The 13,309-nt window shown below is 62.4% G+C and carries 10 protein-coding genes; 6 read left to right on the forward strand and 4 right to left on the reverse strand.

The window, feature by feature from the left end:
• Nucleotides 1-129: 129 nt before the first annotated feature.
• From KQ661_RS18915 to KQ661_RS18930, 4 genes are all read right to left on the reverse strand, one after another.
• Entirely contained in the window at nt 130-2,154 is a 2,025-nt protein-coding gene (locus KQ661_RS18915; RefSeq protein WP_216727752.1) for a peptidylprolyl isomerase, read from the reverse strand.
• Nucleotides 2,155-2,239: 85 nt separating this feature from the next.
• The gene (locus KQ661_RS18920; RefSeq protein ID WP_216689992.1) at nt 2,240-3,349 is read right to left on the reverse strand and encodes a glycosyltransferase family protein; all 1,110 of its coding nucleotides are present in this window, start codon (nt 3,347-3,349) and stop codon (nt 2,240-2,242) included.
• A gap of 180 nt (nt 3,350-3,529) precedes the next feature.
• On the reverse strand, nt 3,530-5,107 hold the full coding sequence (locus KQ661_RS18925; RefSeq protein ID WP_216726735.1) for a T9SS type A sorting domain-containing protein: 1,578 nt from the start codon (nt 5,105-5,107) through the stop codon (nt 3,530-3,532).
• 167 nt (nt 5,108-5,274) lie between these two features.
• The gene (locus tag KQ661_RS18930) at nt 5,275-5,730 is read right to left on the reverse strand and encodes a redoxin domain-containing protein (protein WP_216689994.1); all 456 of its coding nucleotides are present in this window, start codon (nt 5,728-5,730) and stop codon (nt 5,275-5,277) included.
• Nucleotides 5,731-6,094: 364 nt separating this feature from the next.
• On the opposite strand from KQ661_RS18930, the gene KQ661_RS18935 reads away from it, so the two are divergent.
• The 6 genes from KQ661_RS18935 to KQ661_RS18960 all read left to right on the forward strand — a co-directional run bounded on the left by KQ661_RS18935 (nt 6,095) and on the right by KQ661_RS18960 (nt 12,964).
• Nucleotides 6,095-7,030, forward strand: coding sequence for a hypothetical protein (locus tag KQ661_RS18935; protein ID WP_216726737.1), 936 nt, complete (start codon nt 6,095-6,097; stop codon nt 7,028-7,030).
• A 203-nt stretch (nt 7,031-7,233) separates the two neighbouring features.
• A complete protein-coding gene (locus KQ661_RS18940; protein ID WP_216727753.1) occupies nt 7,234-7,710 on the forward strand; it encodes a nucleoside deaminase in 477 nt (158 codons plus the stop codon).
• 144 nt (nt 7,711-7,854) lie between these two features.
• Nucleotides 7,855-9,399 (forward strand): FAD binding domain-containing protein, encoded by a 1,545-nt coding sequence (locus KQ661_RS18945; protein ID WP_216727754.1) that lies wholly within the window; start codon nt 7,855-7,857, stop codon nt 9,397-9,399.
• A gap of 155 nt (nt 9,400-9,554) precedes the next feature.
• Nucleotides 9,555-11,846, forward strand: coding sequence for a xanthine dehydrogenase molybdopterin binding subunit (locus tag KQ661_RS18950; protein ID WP_216727755.1), 2,292 nt, complete (start codon nt 9,555-9,557; stop codon nt 11,844-11,846).
• An 8-nt stretch (nt 11,847-11,854) separates the two neighbouring features.
• Nucleotides 11,855-12,145, forward strand: a complete 291-nt coding sequence (locus KQ661_RS18955) for a MafI family immunity protein (RefSeq protein ID WP_216727756.1) — start codon at nt 11,855-11,857, stop codon at nt 12,143-12,145.
• Nucleotides 12,146-12,400: 255 nt separating this feature from the next.
• Nucleotides 12,401-12,964: a DUF3805 domain-containing protein gene (locus KQ661_RS18960; protein ID WP_216727757.1), complete on the forward strand. Its 564-nt coding sequence runs from the start codon at nt 12,401-12,403 to the stop codon at nt 12,962-12,964.
• Nucleotides 12,965-13,309: the final 345 nt, after the last annotated feature.

A 13,309-nucleotide genomic window follows, 5' to 3' on the forward strand; every position in this document is an offset into this window, starting at 1 on the left:
AAAGAATGCTGATAATGAAGCTGTTTAGAAAATCCCCGAACGGTCATGCAGCGCGCAGCGAAGCATGACCGTTCGGGGACCTTTTGTGACTTGCTAAACAACTCCAATGACAGCCGTTGTCGAAATTGCTTATGGCACCGCCACCAGCTCCACGCCCAGAATCTGGTCGCCGATGTCGAGCTTGTGCACTACGTCCATGCCGCCCACTACCTGGGCAAAAATGGGGTAGCGGCCATCCAGGTGCGGCGTGGGCGTGTGGGTAATGAAGAACTGGCAGCTCTCGGTGTCTTTGCCGGCCGAGGCCAGGCCCACGCTGCCCTCCTCGTAGCGCAGGTCGCCAAACTCGGAGCGCAGATTGTAAGGCGCGCTGCCGTTGCCATCGCCGCGCGGGTCGCCGCCCTGGGCCACAAAATTGGGCACCACACGGTGGAAATACAGGTTGTCGTAGAAATGCTGGCCGATGAGCGTGACGAAGCTGGCCACCGCGCCGGGCGCTTCCTCGGGCTTCAATTCCAATAAAACAATGCCCTTGCTGGTACGCAGCCGCACCTGCTGGCCCAGCGGCACGCCCTGCACCACGGCCCAGTCGATGGGGTGCTGCGCGGCCGTGGCCAGCGGCGAGGACGTGGGTTTGGGCGATTTTTCCAGCTTATCGAGGGCATGTTGGAGGCCCTGCCAGGCTTCGATTTCGCGGGGCAACTGTAGCTTAGCCTGGGCCTGGCGTAGGGCCGCGAGGTCGGCGGGCCGGGGCTCGGGGTAGAGTTTAGTGTCGGCCAGGGCCTCGGCGGCGGTGCCGAGCTGGGCCACGTCGCCGCTGGCCAGGGCCTGGCGCATGGCGGCGGCAAAATCGGCCTGGCGGCCGGCCGGGAAATCGGCACTGCGGCGCATGGTGAGCAGTGCGCCCAGCGCGTAGCCCGCTACCACCGGCGACTGCCCCGCCGCAAACGCCTCGGTCCGCACGAAGTCAAATGCGGCCGGGTCTTCACTCAGCGCTTCCAGCAAAAAGCCTTTTTCGTACACCGTGGGCGCGGCCGGGTAGCGCTTCGAAATGGTTTCGACCAAGCTAGGCCGAGCCGCCGGACTGGCGTGGCGCACGGCCGCCCGCAGCAAGGCCGCCCGCACCCGCACGGAGGCCTGCCGGTTGCCATCGGCCAGGGCCGCCAGCAACGCGCCCGATTCGCCCTTGGCATGGGCCAGCAGCCATTCGGCCGCCGTGAGGGCCACGGCTGGCTGGTCGCGGTTGAGGGCCGTGAACACGGCTTTGCGGCTGGCCGGGTAGTTTTCCGCATCAAAGGGCAAGACCCGAATGGCGCTGAGCCGCACCCGGTAGTCGGGGTCCTTGGTGGCGAGGCGGGTGAGCACGGCGGCCGGGCTGCCAACCCCTTTCTCAACCAGCACATCGGCCGGCAGCGGAATAGCCGCAATTTTGCCCAGCGTGCTGGCCGCTGCCGCTCGTACGGCATACGAACGGTCTTTCTGAGCCACGCGCAACAACGTGCTCTCGGCCAGTTTTTTCAGCTCAGCATCGAGCCCCCGGGTGCGCGACAGGGCCACCACGGCCGCCAACCGGCCGCGCCCGGGCAGCTTGGGCGAGTTTAGCACCAGCACGGTACGCCGGATGCTCTCGGGCGAAACCAGGCCGCGCAGGGCAGCGCGGCTTAGGCCCCAGGCGAGGGCAGCGGCGCGGGAAGTATCGTTCAGAATTTCGACGCGCCAGAGCTCGGGTAGGCTGTAGCGGGTGACGGTGCGGCCCAGGGCTTCGTGCACGTAGCGGCGCACCGTGCCGTCTTTTTCCAACAGGACGCGCACGCGCAGGCTGTCCACGGCGGTGCTGTCGCCGGTCTGGCCCAGGGCGTAGGCGGCGGCGCGGCGCACGCCGGAGTCGGCGTCGCGCAGCAGCGGGATGAGGCCGGGCACGCCCGCCGGGGCCTGCACCGAGGCCAGCGCCAGGGCCGCTTCGCGCCGGTACGTAGGGTTGCCGTCGGTGAGGAAGGGCAGAATGGCGGCGGTGTTGCGCTCGTCCTGCGCCGTGCCGATTTGGCGAATGGTGGCGTCGTGGTACTTGTTGGCGAGGCCGGCGCTGGGGCGCGGCGTGCGGGCGCAGGCAGCCGCCAGCAATAGCAGCGGCCAGAAACGTAGGAGGCGAATGGGCATAGGGGAGTTGTAGCGTATGCTTTAGCTTGCGCTTACGGGGCAAAAGGAAATAATGGCTGGACCGGGGCGCAAACTAACGCACGCGCTACTCGCCGCCCCAGGAATCTTCCTGCGGGGCAGCTTCAGTCGGCAAATAGTCCGTTCCGATGTCTTTCAGCAGCGCATCAAGCCCGGCAAACAGCCCGGCGTTGCCGTGCTGCTGGTAGCCGGCCAGGGCCGTTTCGAAATTGCGCAGGCCGTAGAGAAACGCCCGCAGGTTATCAGCCGTGATGGCCTCGAAATGCCGGCCGTAGCCCATCTGCTGCACTTCGGCGGCGTTCAGCCACTGCTCGAACTGGGCCGGAATGGGAATAGCGCAGATGGGCTTGTGCAGGAACACGGCCTCCGAAATCAGCGAAAAGCCGCCGTTGGTGACCACGGCGCGGGCGCTGGCCAGGTCGGCAATAAAGCCGGCTTCGGAAAAGGCACAGAGCTGCACGTTGCCGTGGATTTCCTGCTTGTTGAAGCCGTAAACGCGGAATTCCTGGTCGGGCAGCTGTTGCAGCAGCGGCACCAGGTTCTGCTGCGTAGTGGCCGATTGGTACACCAGTACGTGCCGGCCGTTGGTGGGCGCGGCGGCCAGAATTTCGGGCCGGATAATGGGCGGCACCAGCGTGGTGCGCTGCTTGGCCAGTTCCAGATTGAAGAACGTGGTGACGAAATAGTGGCGGCTGTGCGGCAGCTTGGCCCGCACAATGGCTTTGGCCAGCTGGTGGTTTTCGCGCTCGGCCTTCGGCACGGCCACATTCAGCTTGGCACGGCTGATAATCTGCATATTATCAATGCTGACAATGGGCAGCCGGCGCAGCTTCGCGAATAAATAGCTGAATGATTCAAAGTCCGAAACCACCACTTCCGGCTCGAAACCGCCCAGCAGCTCGCGGTAGCGGGCGAAGTTGACGCGCAAATCCTCGGGGGCGGTGCGCAGCGTGCGCACGGCCGTGCGCAGCTTGCTCACCGCCAACCCATTATACGCCAGATGGAAACCCCGGATTTCGTGCACCCGGCCCGGGAATGCGGCGGCCAGCATGGTGTAGGCGCGGCTACTGCTCACCACGCGCACTTCGTGGCCCTGCGCCAGCAGGTGGCCGATAACGACTTTGCTGCGGGTGGCGTGGCCCAGGCCCTCGCCGGGCACTCCGTATAATATCTTCATCGCTGATTGACGCTGATTGACCGTGATTTCGTTGATTGTGGACGGTGCGGCTAAGTGGATTAATCGGCAAATAACCGAAAAACCAGCGGGTGGCGGGGCAACCCATGAAAAAGCCCTGACTCGGCTGAGTCAAGGCTTTAACAATCACGAAATAACGGTTAATCAGCGTCAATCAGTGATTTATTCGGCCACCACCAGCTTCTCACTGCGGGTGCCTTCGCTCGACTCCAGCCGCACGATGTAGATGCCGGGCGCTACGCCAGCCAGCGGCAGGGGCAGCTGCTGCGGCCCGGCCGGATAGGCTTTCTGGCGCACCACGGCGCGCACCAGGCGGCCGGTGGCATCGAGCAGCGAAACCGTGACAGGGCCGGCCCGCTCCTGCTGGAAACTGATGCTGCCGCTGCCGTGCACGGGGTTGGGGTACAGGGCCATTTGCACAGTGCCGGGGGTGGTGGCCACGCCGGGCGCGGTGCTGAGCACGACGTTTTCGTCGCCGGCGCGGTAGGGCAGCAGGTCGAAATAGGTGAGCAGCATTTCGGCCGTCGTGCTCTCGCCCCATTGGGTGGTGACGGGTGGGCTGTTGGGATTGCGCGGGTTCTGGGCGGTGTTGTCGTAGGTGGCATCGGCCATGAGGCGCGAGCCGGCCGGGATTTTCAGCGGGGCGGTGAAGCGGAAGACACCCTGCCAGCGGAAGTCCCAATCATTGATTTTTATCAGCTTAATGGTATCGCCGTTGGGCTTTACCGCCCACACCTTCCAGCTTTTGCTGAGCAGGTGGGCGTGGGGCGCGGTACTGAGAATGGTGACATCGACCGGCACGTTGAGCTGGGCGTGGAAGGTGCTCACCTGGTTGGCCGGAATGATAAACGGGCCGTTGCTGAGCGTGACCGGCGAGATGGCCGGCACCGTCTGGATGTAGCGCGTGACGGGCTGGCGGGCAAAAAACACGTTCACCACCGATGAGTCTTTCTGCGTCACGTAGTTGGGGCCGTAGTGCACCTGCACCAGCAGCGCGGCTCGGCGGTAGAGCTTCTTGCCCATGCCCGAGGGATAAAACCGCGACTGCATGCCCGGCACCCAGGCCGCAAAGTTGGTTTCCAGCGGATTGAAGCCGAAACCGCCGAACTGCGTGTAGCCGTAGCCGGGCGCGGCCGCATCCAGGGCCTGGGCCTGCTGCGTGGTATCCATGCCGATGATGACGTGGTGCACGATGCCCTTATTGCCGGGCCGGAACTCGATGGCCGCGATGTCGCGGTCGGCGGGCATGTTCACGGGCAGCACGAAAATGCGGTACATGTCCTGGCCATTGCCCAGGTGCGTGAAGGCCTGGGCCATCGGAATCACCAGGTCGGGCGTGCCCAGCTGCGAGCGGCTGGGGTACGTGGGCACGGCCGGCGTAAGGGCAGGGTTGCCCTGCGGCGTGCCGGCATCCACCCAATCCCGGATTTTGGCGATTTCTGCGTTGGTCAGCGTGTTTTCGTCGAGGTAGTGGCGGTAGTTGGGGTCGGGCTTCCACGGCGGCATGTAGCGCGTACCGGTCACGTACTTAATGGTCTGGGCGTGGCTCACCACTTCGGCGTAGGTGGTGAGCGGAAACGGCGCTACTTCGCCCGTGCGGTGGCAGCTGGTGCAGTGCTGGTACACCAGCGGCGCAATGTCCTGACTGAACGTGTACTGCGGGGCGGTCTGGGCCTGCGCCGGGGGCGCGGTCATCAGCAAAGCCAGCAGCAGGAGTAATGGGGAGAAGCGGTGTTTCATGAGGTTTGAAAAGAAAGAATCGTAGAACGTCATGCAGAGCGCAGCGAAGCATCTTGCCCGCCACCACTAATCCAGTCGATTGAATTGCGTTGAGCGGTAAAGATGCTTCGCTGCGCTCTGCATGACGTTCTATTTGTTAAAGTTAAGCCCCGAGACTCTTCTCAAATTTACTCAATAAAACAGCCCACCGGCTCAGTACGCGGCACGGCTACAGGCCGTCCTTCAGCCACGTCGGCCAGCGCATCGGCCAGCTCGTGGTGGCGCGTCACGGCGCGGTGCTGGCCCAGGCCGGCGTAGGCATCATCGAGGCGGCCCTGGTAGAGGATGGTGCGGCCGTCGGCGGCCACTACCACGGCTTCGGGCGTGACGCGGGCGTGCAGCTTGTTGGTGAGCTGGTGGCCGGCATCGGCTTGCAGCGGGAAAGCCACCTGATAGGTTTTAGCGAAGGCCGTCAGCCCGGCCAGCGTGGTTTCCCGGGCCGGAAACACTCCTACGAAGCGCACGCCCTGCGCCCCGTAGCGGCCGTGCAGCTCCCGCAACGGCAGCGTGGCCGCCTGGCTGATGGGGCAGGTTTCGGCCAGAAAAATATAAACCGTGATGCGTAACGCGGGTGCCGTACTCATTCCAAAAAAATGTAGCAGCAGGAGTAGCAAAAGCGGCATAAGCAGATTTTGAAAGGCTTTTTAAATAGAAAAGCTGTTTAGAAAGTCCCCGAACGGTCATGCTTCGCTGCGCTCTGCATGACCGTTCGGGGACTTTTTGTGACTTTCTAAATAACTCCAGAAATTTGTCATTCCGAAACAGGGAGAGCCGGAAAAAAGCTGTTCACTTACTTTTATCCGAATTCCTTTCTCCACTTGATGCGTGGAATGTCGGAATGACAAGCACTGCAACTACGCATTTACCAGACACCGGCCTGCCGGGCCGGGTTCCGACTTTTCGGCCCGGTTTTCGTTTATGCCGCCACAACCTCTTCTTAGATTACCCATGAATATCGCTGTTTTACGCTCCAGATTCCGGTCCTGGGGCACTGCTTTGGCCGCTGGCTCCCTCCTGCTGGCCACCGCCTGCTCGGCTCCGCGTGCCATCATCGCCACCGGCAAGGTCACGCCCCAGGGCGAGTTTCGGGTGGGGTACAACCAGGGCTTCAACGTAGCCACGGCCCCCCTGGCCAAAGCCGGCAGCGCGGTGAAAGAAGCCGCCAGTCAGGCCGCCAGTCAGCAAAAAGTAGACTACACCGACGCCACTACCCAGCTGCAGGCCGCCGCCCTGGCCTACATCCTCGACCCGGTGCAGCCCACCGCCGACCTCAGCATCCGCTATGGCATCGTGCCGCGCCTCGATGCTGGCTTTAAGTACGCCTTTGGCTCTTATGTATTTGATACGCAGTACCAGCTGTTGGGCCCCACCGGCACCCCCGAAAACCCCGGCCGGGGGGCGGTGAGTGGCACCACTTATGCCAGCATCGGCCTGCAGTTTGCCACCCAGCGGGCCAAGCTGCCCAGCCTGCCCTTCCTGTCCGACATCAACTCGGTGCTGAATTTCCGGGCCAACCGCAACGACCTGCTTATTCCGCTCACTTTCAGCCAGTCGTTTGGGCCGGAGGAGGAAATCGGGGCCATCAGCTACGGCCTGGTGTATGCCCACAGCTGGGTGAGCTACGGCTTCGCGCCCACCAAAATCTATAATGGCTCGGTGCAGGTACCCGAGCTGCCGCTGCAAAGCCGCAACTTCTCCTCGTTCGGCGGCTTTGTCAATCTGAAGCTGGGCTATCGGTATTTCTACGTCATCCCGGCCGTGTCGCTTTTCTACCAGAACTACGGCGATTACGCCCTCCTCAATGGCCAAAGCACCTCGCTGAGCGGCATTACAGTGGTGCCCTCGCTGGGCTTCCAGCTGCGCATTCCTAATTTCACGAAGTAGCCCGCGCAGGCTCCGGCTGCCCCGAAGCGGTGCCGCATCTTCCGGATGCGGCACCGCTTTTCTTTTGCCCACTGCCGTCTGGTAGCGGCACGGCGGGCTTCATCGGGACCCCCACCGCAGAATGTGGCTTTCTATGGCTTTCTTTGTTGCCCGTTTTTCAAAACTTTACGCAGCAGCTGCCGCTCAACTTTTCCACCCCACCCATGGAAGCTCCCAACCCCGAATTCATGCGCGAAGCCATTCGCCTGTCTATCGACCAGATGAAGGCCGGCCACGGCGGCCCCTTCGGTGCAGTAGTGGTGAAGGACGGCCAAATCATTGCCCGCGGCTTCAACCAGGTCACCACCACCCACGACCCCACCTGCCACGCCGAGGTTGATGCTATCCGCAAAGCCTGCAAGGCGCTGGGCACCTTCCAGCTCGACGGCTGCGACCTATACACCAGCTGCGAACCCTGCCCCATGTGCCTGGGCGCCATCTATTGGGCCCGGCCGCGCCGGGTGTTCTACGGCAACACCAAGGCCGACGCCGCCGCCATCGGCTTCGACGACCAGTTCATCTACGAAGAGCTGGACCGCCCCATGGAAAGCCGTAAATTGCCCATGACGCAGCTGCTGCGCGATGAGGCTTTGGCTGGATTTAAGGCCTGGACGGAACTGGAAGGACGGACCGAGTATTAGTAATTAGCTACCGTTCCGGAACGTCATGCCGAGCGCAGCCGAGGCATCTCGCCCGCTTCGTTGCAAAGACATTGATTACTACTGCACGCGAGATGTCTCGGCTACGCTCGACATGACGTGCTTTCTGAATCGCATCAAGCTACTATGATTGAATTCTATCTCAACGACCAGCCCATCCGCACTGCCGAGGCGCCGGCCAGCGCCCTGCTCGATTTCGTGCGCTACCACGAGCAGCTAAAGGGCACCAAAATCGGCTGCCGCGAGGGCGACTGCGGCGCCTGCACCGTGCTGGTGGGCGAGCTGAGCGCCGACGGCCAGACCGTGAGCTACCAGAGCATGACCAGCTGCCTCGCGCCGCTGGGCAACGCCGCCGGCAAGCACATCGTCACCGTAGAGGGCATCAACGCGGCCGGCAGCCAGCTCACGCCCGTGCAGCAGGCCATCGTGGACGAGGGCGGCGCGCAGTGCGGCTTCTGCACGGTGGGCTTCGTGATGTCGCTCACCGGCCACAGCCTGAGCGGGCAGCCAGCTACGGAGAAAAACACCATCGCGGCCATCGACGGCAACATTTGCCGCTGCACCGGCTACAAGAGCCTGGAGCGAGCCGCCGCTACCCTAACCGCCGAGTTGGCCGGCCGCCCCGCCGAAAACGCCCTGGCCTGGCTCAGCGAGAAGCAGTTCGTGCCCCGCTATTTTGCCGAAATCCCGGCCAAGCTGGCTGGCCTGCGCCCCGCTGCCCCGCAGGCTGCTCAAGCCACTGCTGCTGCTTCAGTAGCAGCGGCCACCACGCCCCACGCCAAAGGCGGCAGCACGGTTTCAAGCTCGCCCAACGGCCACACCCAAAGCCAGAACGACCACTCACCATCTCACCACCTCACCACCTCACCACTCATTGGAGGAGGCACCGATTTGCTGGTGCAGCGCCTCGAAGAATTGCGCGAGCAGCCGGGCGTGCGGCTGATTTTCGACCAGCCCGGCCGGCGCGGCATTCGGCGCGAAACCACCGGCCGCGTGGTGCTGGGCGCCGCCACCACGGCCAGCCAACTGCTCGAATCGGAGCTGCTGCGCGGGCTGCTGCCCAACCTGCCGCAATACCTGAAGCTGGTGAGCAGCACGCCCATCCGCAACATGGGCACAGTGGCCGGCAACTTCATCAACGGCTCGCCCATCGGCGACCTCACCATCATGTTCCTGGCCCTGGGCGCGTCCGTCACGCTGCTCGACGCAGCTGGCAACACCCGTGAGCTGGCCCTGCCCGACCTCTACCTGGGCTACAAAAAGCTGGCGAAAGCGGCCGACGAGCAGGTCATCGACATCAGCTTCCCCGCCCCGCTGGCCGGCGACTTCTTCCACTTCGAAAAAGTATCCAAGCGCACCCACCTCGACATTGCCAGCGTGAATTCCGCCGCCTGGCTGCGGGTCGAAAACGGCGTTATTCAAGCGGCCCGCATCTCGGCGGGCGGCGTGGGACCGGTGCCGCTGCTGCTGGCCCGCACCAGCGAGTTTTTGCAGGGACAGGAGTTGACGGCAGAAACCGTACTTGCCGCCAATGCGGTGATGCAGCAGGAAATCAGCCCGATTTCCGACGTGCGCGGCACCGCCGACTACAAGCGCCTGCTGCTGCGCCAGCTGCTGTGGGCGCATTTCCTGGAGGCAGCGCCGGAATTGGCGGTGGATGAATTGATTTAAATTTAAGTAGCGCCTAACGTTCGCCTCACCCCCGGCCCCTCTCCGAAAAGGAGCGGGGAGCCTGACGATTTCCGTCCGTGCATAGCCGGTGCCCCCTCTCCTTTTCGGAGAGGGGGTCAGGGAGTGAGGCGCCCCGCCCGAACGAAACTCCAACCATGAACCACCTCGACCCCAACCGCCACGTGCGCGGCGAATCGCAGTACCTCGACGACGTGCCCGTGCAGCAAGGCACCCTGTACGCGGCCGTGTTTGAAAGCCCGCTGGCCCACGGCGTGCTCCGCCGCCTCGATTTCAGCGCCGCGCTGACCGCGCCCGGCGTGGCCCGCGTGCTCACGGCGGCCGACATTCCCGGCGTCAACCAGATTGGCGGCATCGTGGCCGATGAGCCGCTGCTGGCCGAGGGGCACGTACATTTCCGGGGGCAGCCGGTGGCGCTGGTGCTGGCCCGCACCGAGGCGCAGGCCCACGCCGCCCTCAAGCTGATTAAGGTCGAAATCGACCCGCTGCCCATCATCACCGACCCGCGGGTGGCGGCCGCCCAGGGCGAGCTGATTGTGCCGCCGCGCACCTTCAAAATCGGCGACTCGGCAGCGGCTTGGGCGGAGTGCGCGCACGTGTTTGAGGGCGTGGCCGAGAGCGACGGGCAGGAGCATCTGTACATCGAAACGCAGGGCGCCTATGCCTTTCCCACCGAGATGGGCGGGGTACGGATGATTTCCTCGACGCAGGGGCCCACGGCCGTGCAGCGCCATACGGCCCACGTGCTGGGCCTGGGTATGCACCAGGTAGAAGTGGATGTGACGCGCCTCGGCGGCGGTTTCGGGGGCAAGGAAGACCAGGCCACGCCCTGGGCCGCCCTGGCCGCCCTGGGTGCGTTCCTCACCAAAAAGCCGGTGAAGCTGGTGCTCGACCGCATGGCCGACATGCGCATGACCGGCAAGCGCCACCCCTACTCGTCCGATTTCAAAATCGGCTTCGATGCCGACCTCAAAATCGTGGCCTACGAAGTCACTTTCTTCCAGAATGCCGGGGCTGCCGCCGACCTCTCGCCGGCCGTGCTGGAGCGCACGCTCTTCCACGCCACCAACGCCTATTTCGTGCCCAACGTGACGGCCACGGCCTTTTCGTGCCGAACAAACTTACCGCCTAACACGGCCTTCCGGGGCTTCGGCGGGCCGCAGGGCATGTTTGTGATGGAGTCGGCCCTGGCCAAAGCGGCGGAAGAATTGGGCCTGCCCACCTTCGAGCTGCAGCGCAAAAACCTGCTGCGCGAGGGCGACCTCTTCTCGTACCGCCAGCCGGCCGAGATGTGCCACGCCGAGCAGGCCTGGGACACGGCCGCGCAGGAGTTCGATTTGGCGGGTATCCGAGCCGATGTTGAGCAGTTCAACCAGTCGAATAAGCTGAAGAAGAAGGGCTTTGCGGTGATGCCGATTTGCTTCGGCATCTCGTTCACCAAAACGCCCATGAACCAGACGCGGGCGCTGGTACACATCTACTCCGACGGCTCGGTGGGCATCAGCACGGGCGCGGTGGAGATGGGCCAGGGCGTGAACACGAAAATCGCGCAGGTGGCGGCCCGCACGCTGGGCATTTCGATTTCGCGCATCAAAATCGAAACCACCAACACCACCCGCGTGGCCAACACCTCGCCCAGCGCCGCCAGCGCCACCGCCGACCTCAACGGCAAGGCCACCGAAATGGCCTGCGCCGCCCTGCGCGAGCGGCTGCTCGCCCACGCCTGCCTCGAATACACGCTCAACTACGAGGGCCTCGAAATCCACGACGAGCAGGTGCTGGCCGCCGGCGTGCCCGCCGAAGCCAACTGGGAGAAGCTGGTGTCGTCGGCCTTCTGGAAGCGCGTGGCCCTCACCGAAAACGCCCACTACGCCACTCCCGACCTGCATTTCGACGCTACCACCAACACCGGCCACCCCTTCGCCTACCACGTGTACGGCACGGCCCTCACCAGCGTGACGGTGGACTGCCTGCGCGGCACCTATACCGTGGATGCTCTGCGCATTGCCCACGATTTCGGCCAGAGCTTCAACCCCGTCATCGACCGGGGCCAGATTGAGGGCGGCGCGGTGCAGGGCATCGGCTGGATGACCATGGAGGAAGTGGCCTACAACGCCGAGGGCCGCCTGCTCAGCAACTCGCTCAACAGCTACAAAATCCCCGACATCTACGCCGCCCCCCAGGTGCTCGACGTGCATTTCCTCGACACGCCGGGCCACCCCAAGGCCATCCTGCGCTCCAAGGCCGTGGGCGAGCCGCCGCTCATGTATGGCATCGGCACCTACTTCGCCCTGCGCGATGCGGTGCGGGCCTTCCAGGGGCATACGGCGCTGCCGTTTTCCGCGCCGATGACGCCGGAAAAGGTGCTGGTGAGCTTGTACCCGGAGTTTGTGGCAGAGTCCGCAGTTGTGGTGGCAGCCGCTAGTTAGCTGGACTTATGTGGCACCAGTTAAGAAAGTGGCTGGGGCCGGATAAGGCCAGCGTACTGGTGAAGCAGCTACTTATTGAAGCCGGGCGGCTGGGGCTGCCGGCCCGGGATGCTGTTATCGCCCAGGAATATCGGGACTACGCGGAGCGGGGCTTAGCCTTTGAGCACATGGTGACGCAGCTTTTCGAATACGCGATTCCCCTAACGGCCGACTTTTACGAACAGGTAGAAGTTTGTGCCGAAAGCCTGGAAATGGCCCCTGAAGCGTATTCTATTCTGTTGCTGCTTGTAAAGAAATAAGATACTGAAGCTGTTTAGAAAGTCCCCGAACGGTCATGTAAAGCGCAGCGCAGCATCTTGCTCGCATCCTCAGGCCCGTTCAACGATGCGAGCAAGATGCTGCGCTGCGCGCTGCATGACCGTTTAAGTACCTTTTGTGACTTTCTAAACAACTCCAATGAAAAAAACAGTGACATCGGTAGCTTTAGGATTCGGCAAAATATCTAAAATGTTAAAGCGTACAATAAAGCTTGTGCGGAATAATGCGTTAGATTGATGCGCGAGATTCAGCAGTGGCCGAAAAGCATCCCAAGACGCATTGTTGCAAATCGTCTGTTTGTGCATATAAGCATTTTTCCCGCATTAACATTAATTCTAGCAGCATGTTTCTTTCTCATTGTGGCTGCATTTACAAACTGCTCCAACATGCAAAAGACAAAACAATTTGAATCAGACAACAAATGGTTCAAGCTAACTTATCCAGTATCTTGGCAAGTGGAATCCGAAGACGGTATTTACACTTTCACAGAGGCACTAGACCAAAGTTGGGCATTCCAAATATCCGCGTACCGAGCTACACACGACACAATACCGGATTTTAGCATCAATGAGGAGTTGCAGTCCGCCATTGAGAATCATCCCACAGCAAAAATAATTACTTTACCGAATCGAAAAGCTGTTTACTATACTGAACGTAAAGGCTCTTCTTTGTTGCAAATCTGGATAATTGGCGGGAAAAGGTGCAAAGCTTTTTGCAGTTACACAGCCGATGCGCCAGCGACAAAAAACGCAAATTTTAACGCTTCACAAGAAGCAGTTAATTCTATGGAAATTCAATAAGAATGAATGACAGAAACGAGAAGAGGCTGAAGCTCCCGTAGCTTCAGCCTCTTCTCGTTTCTGCCGCAACTCAGGGCTTTGGGGGAGGAGTTGGGCGGGTGCGGGCCGGTTAGCAGCGGCATCGAAGGGGTAGCGAGTGCGGGCATTTCAAAACCACACCCCTACTGGCGCGAGTTTAGGCGAAGCCGTAACTCGCGCCTAATATTCGGGCGAGGCTGTGCCTCGCAACAGAACGGCCCGGCCCCGGCTTGCCGCTGGCGCGGCAGGGAGGCACAGCCTCCCAACATAATCGGCACGAGTTACGGCTTCGCCTAAACTCGCGCCAGACTGGGGCAGCCAGTGCGG

Origin of the sequence: Hymenobacter siberiensis, assembly GCF_018967845.1 — a bacterium.
GTDB lineage: Bacteria > Bacteroidota > Bacteroidia > Cytophagales > Hymenobacteraceae > Hymenobacter > Hymenobacter siberiensis.

Bases quoted from the DNA above. Each gene is read 5' to 3' on its own strand.
- KQ661_RS18915 (WP_216727752.1), bottom strand. From the start codon at position 2,154: ATGCCCATTCGCCTCCTACGTTTCTGGCCGCTGCTATTGCTGGCGGCT.
- KQ661_RS18920 (WP_216689992.1), bottom strand. From the start codon at position 3,349: ATGAAGATATTATACGGAGTGCCCGGCGAGGGCCTGGGCCACGCCACC.
- KQ661_RS18925 (WP_216726735.1), bottom strand. From the start codon at position 5,107: ATGAAACACCGCTTCTCCCCATTACTCCTGCTGCTGGCTTTGCTGATG.
- KQ661_RS18930 (WP_216689994.1), bottom strand. From the start codon at position 5,730: ATGAGTACGGCACCCGCGTTACGCATCACGGTTTATATTTTTCTGGCC.
- KQ661_RS18935 (WP_216726737.1), top strand. From the start codon at position 6,095: ATGAATATCGCTGTTTTACGCTCCAGATTCCGGTCCTGGGGCACTGCT.
- KQ661_RS18940 (WP_216727753.1), top strand. From the start codon at position 7,234: ATGGAAGCTCCCAACCCCGAATTCATGCGCGAAGCCATTCGCCTGTCT.
- KQ661_RS18945 (WP_216727754.1), top strand. From the start codon at position 7,855: ATGATTGAATTCTATCTCAACGACCAGCCCATCCGCACTGCCGAGGCG.
- KQ661_RS18950 (WP_216727755.1), top strand. From the start codon at position 9,555: ATGAACCACCTCGACCCCAACCGCCACGTGCGCGGCGAATCGCAGTAC.
- KQ661_RS18955 (WP_216727756.1), top strand. From the start codon at position 11,855: ATGTGGCACCAGTTAAGAAAGTGGCTGGGGCCGGATAAGGCCAGCGTA.
- KQ661_RS18960 (WP_216727757.1), top strand. From the start codon at position 12,401: ATGCGCGAGATTCAGCAGTGGCCGAAAAGCATCCCAAGACGCATTGTT.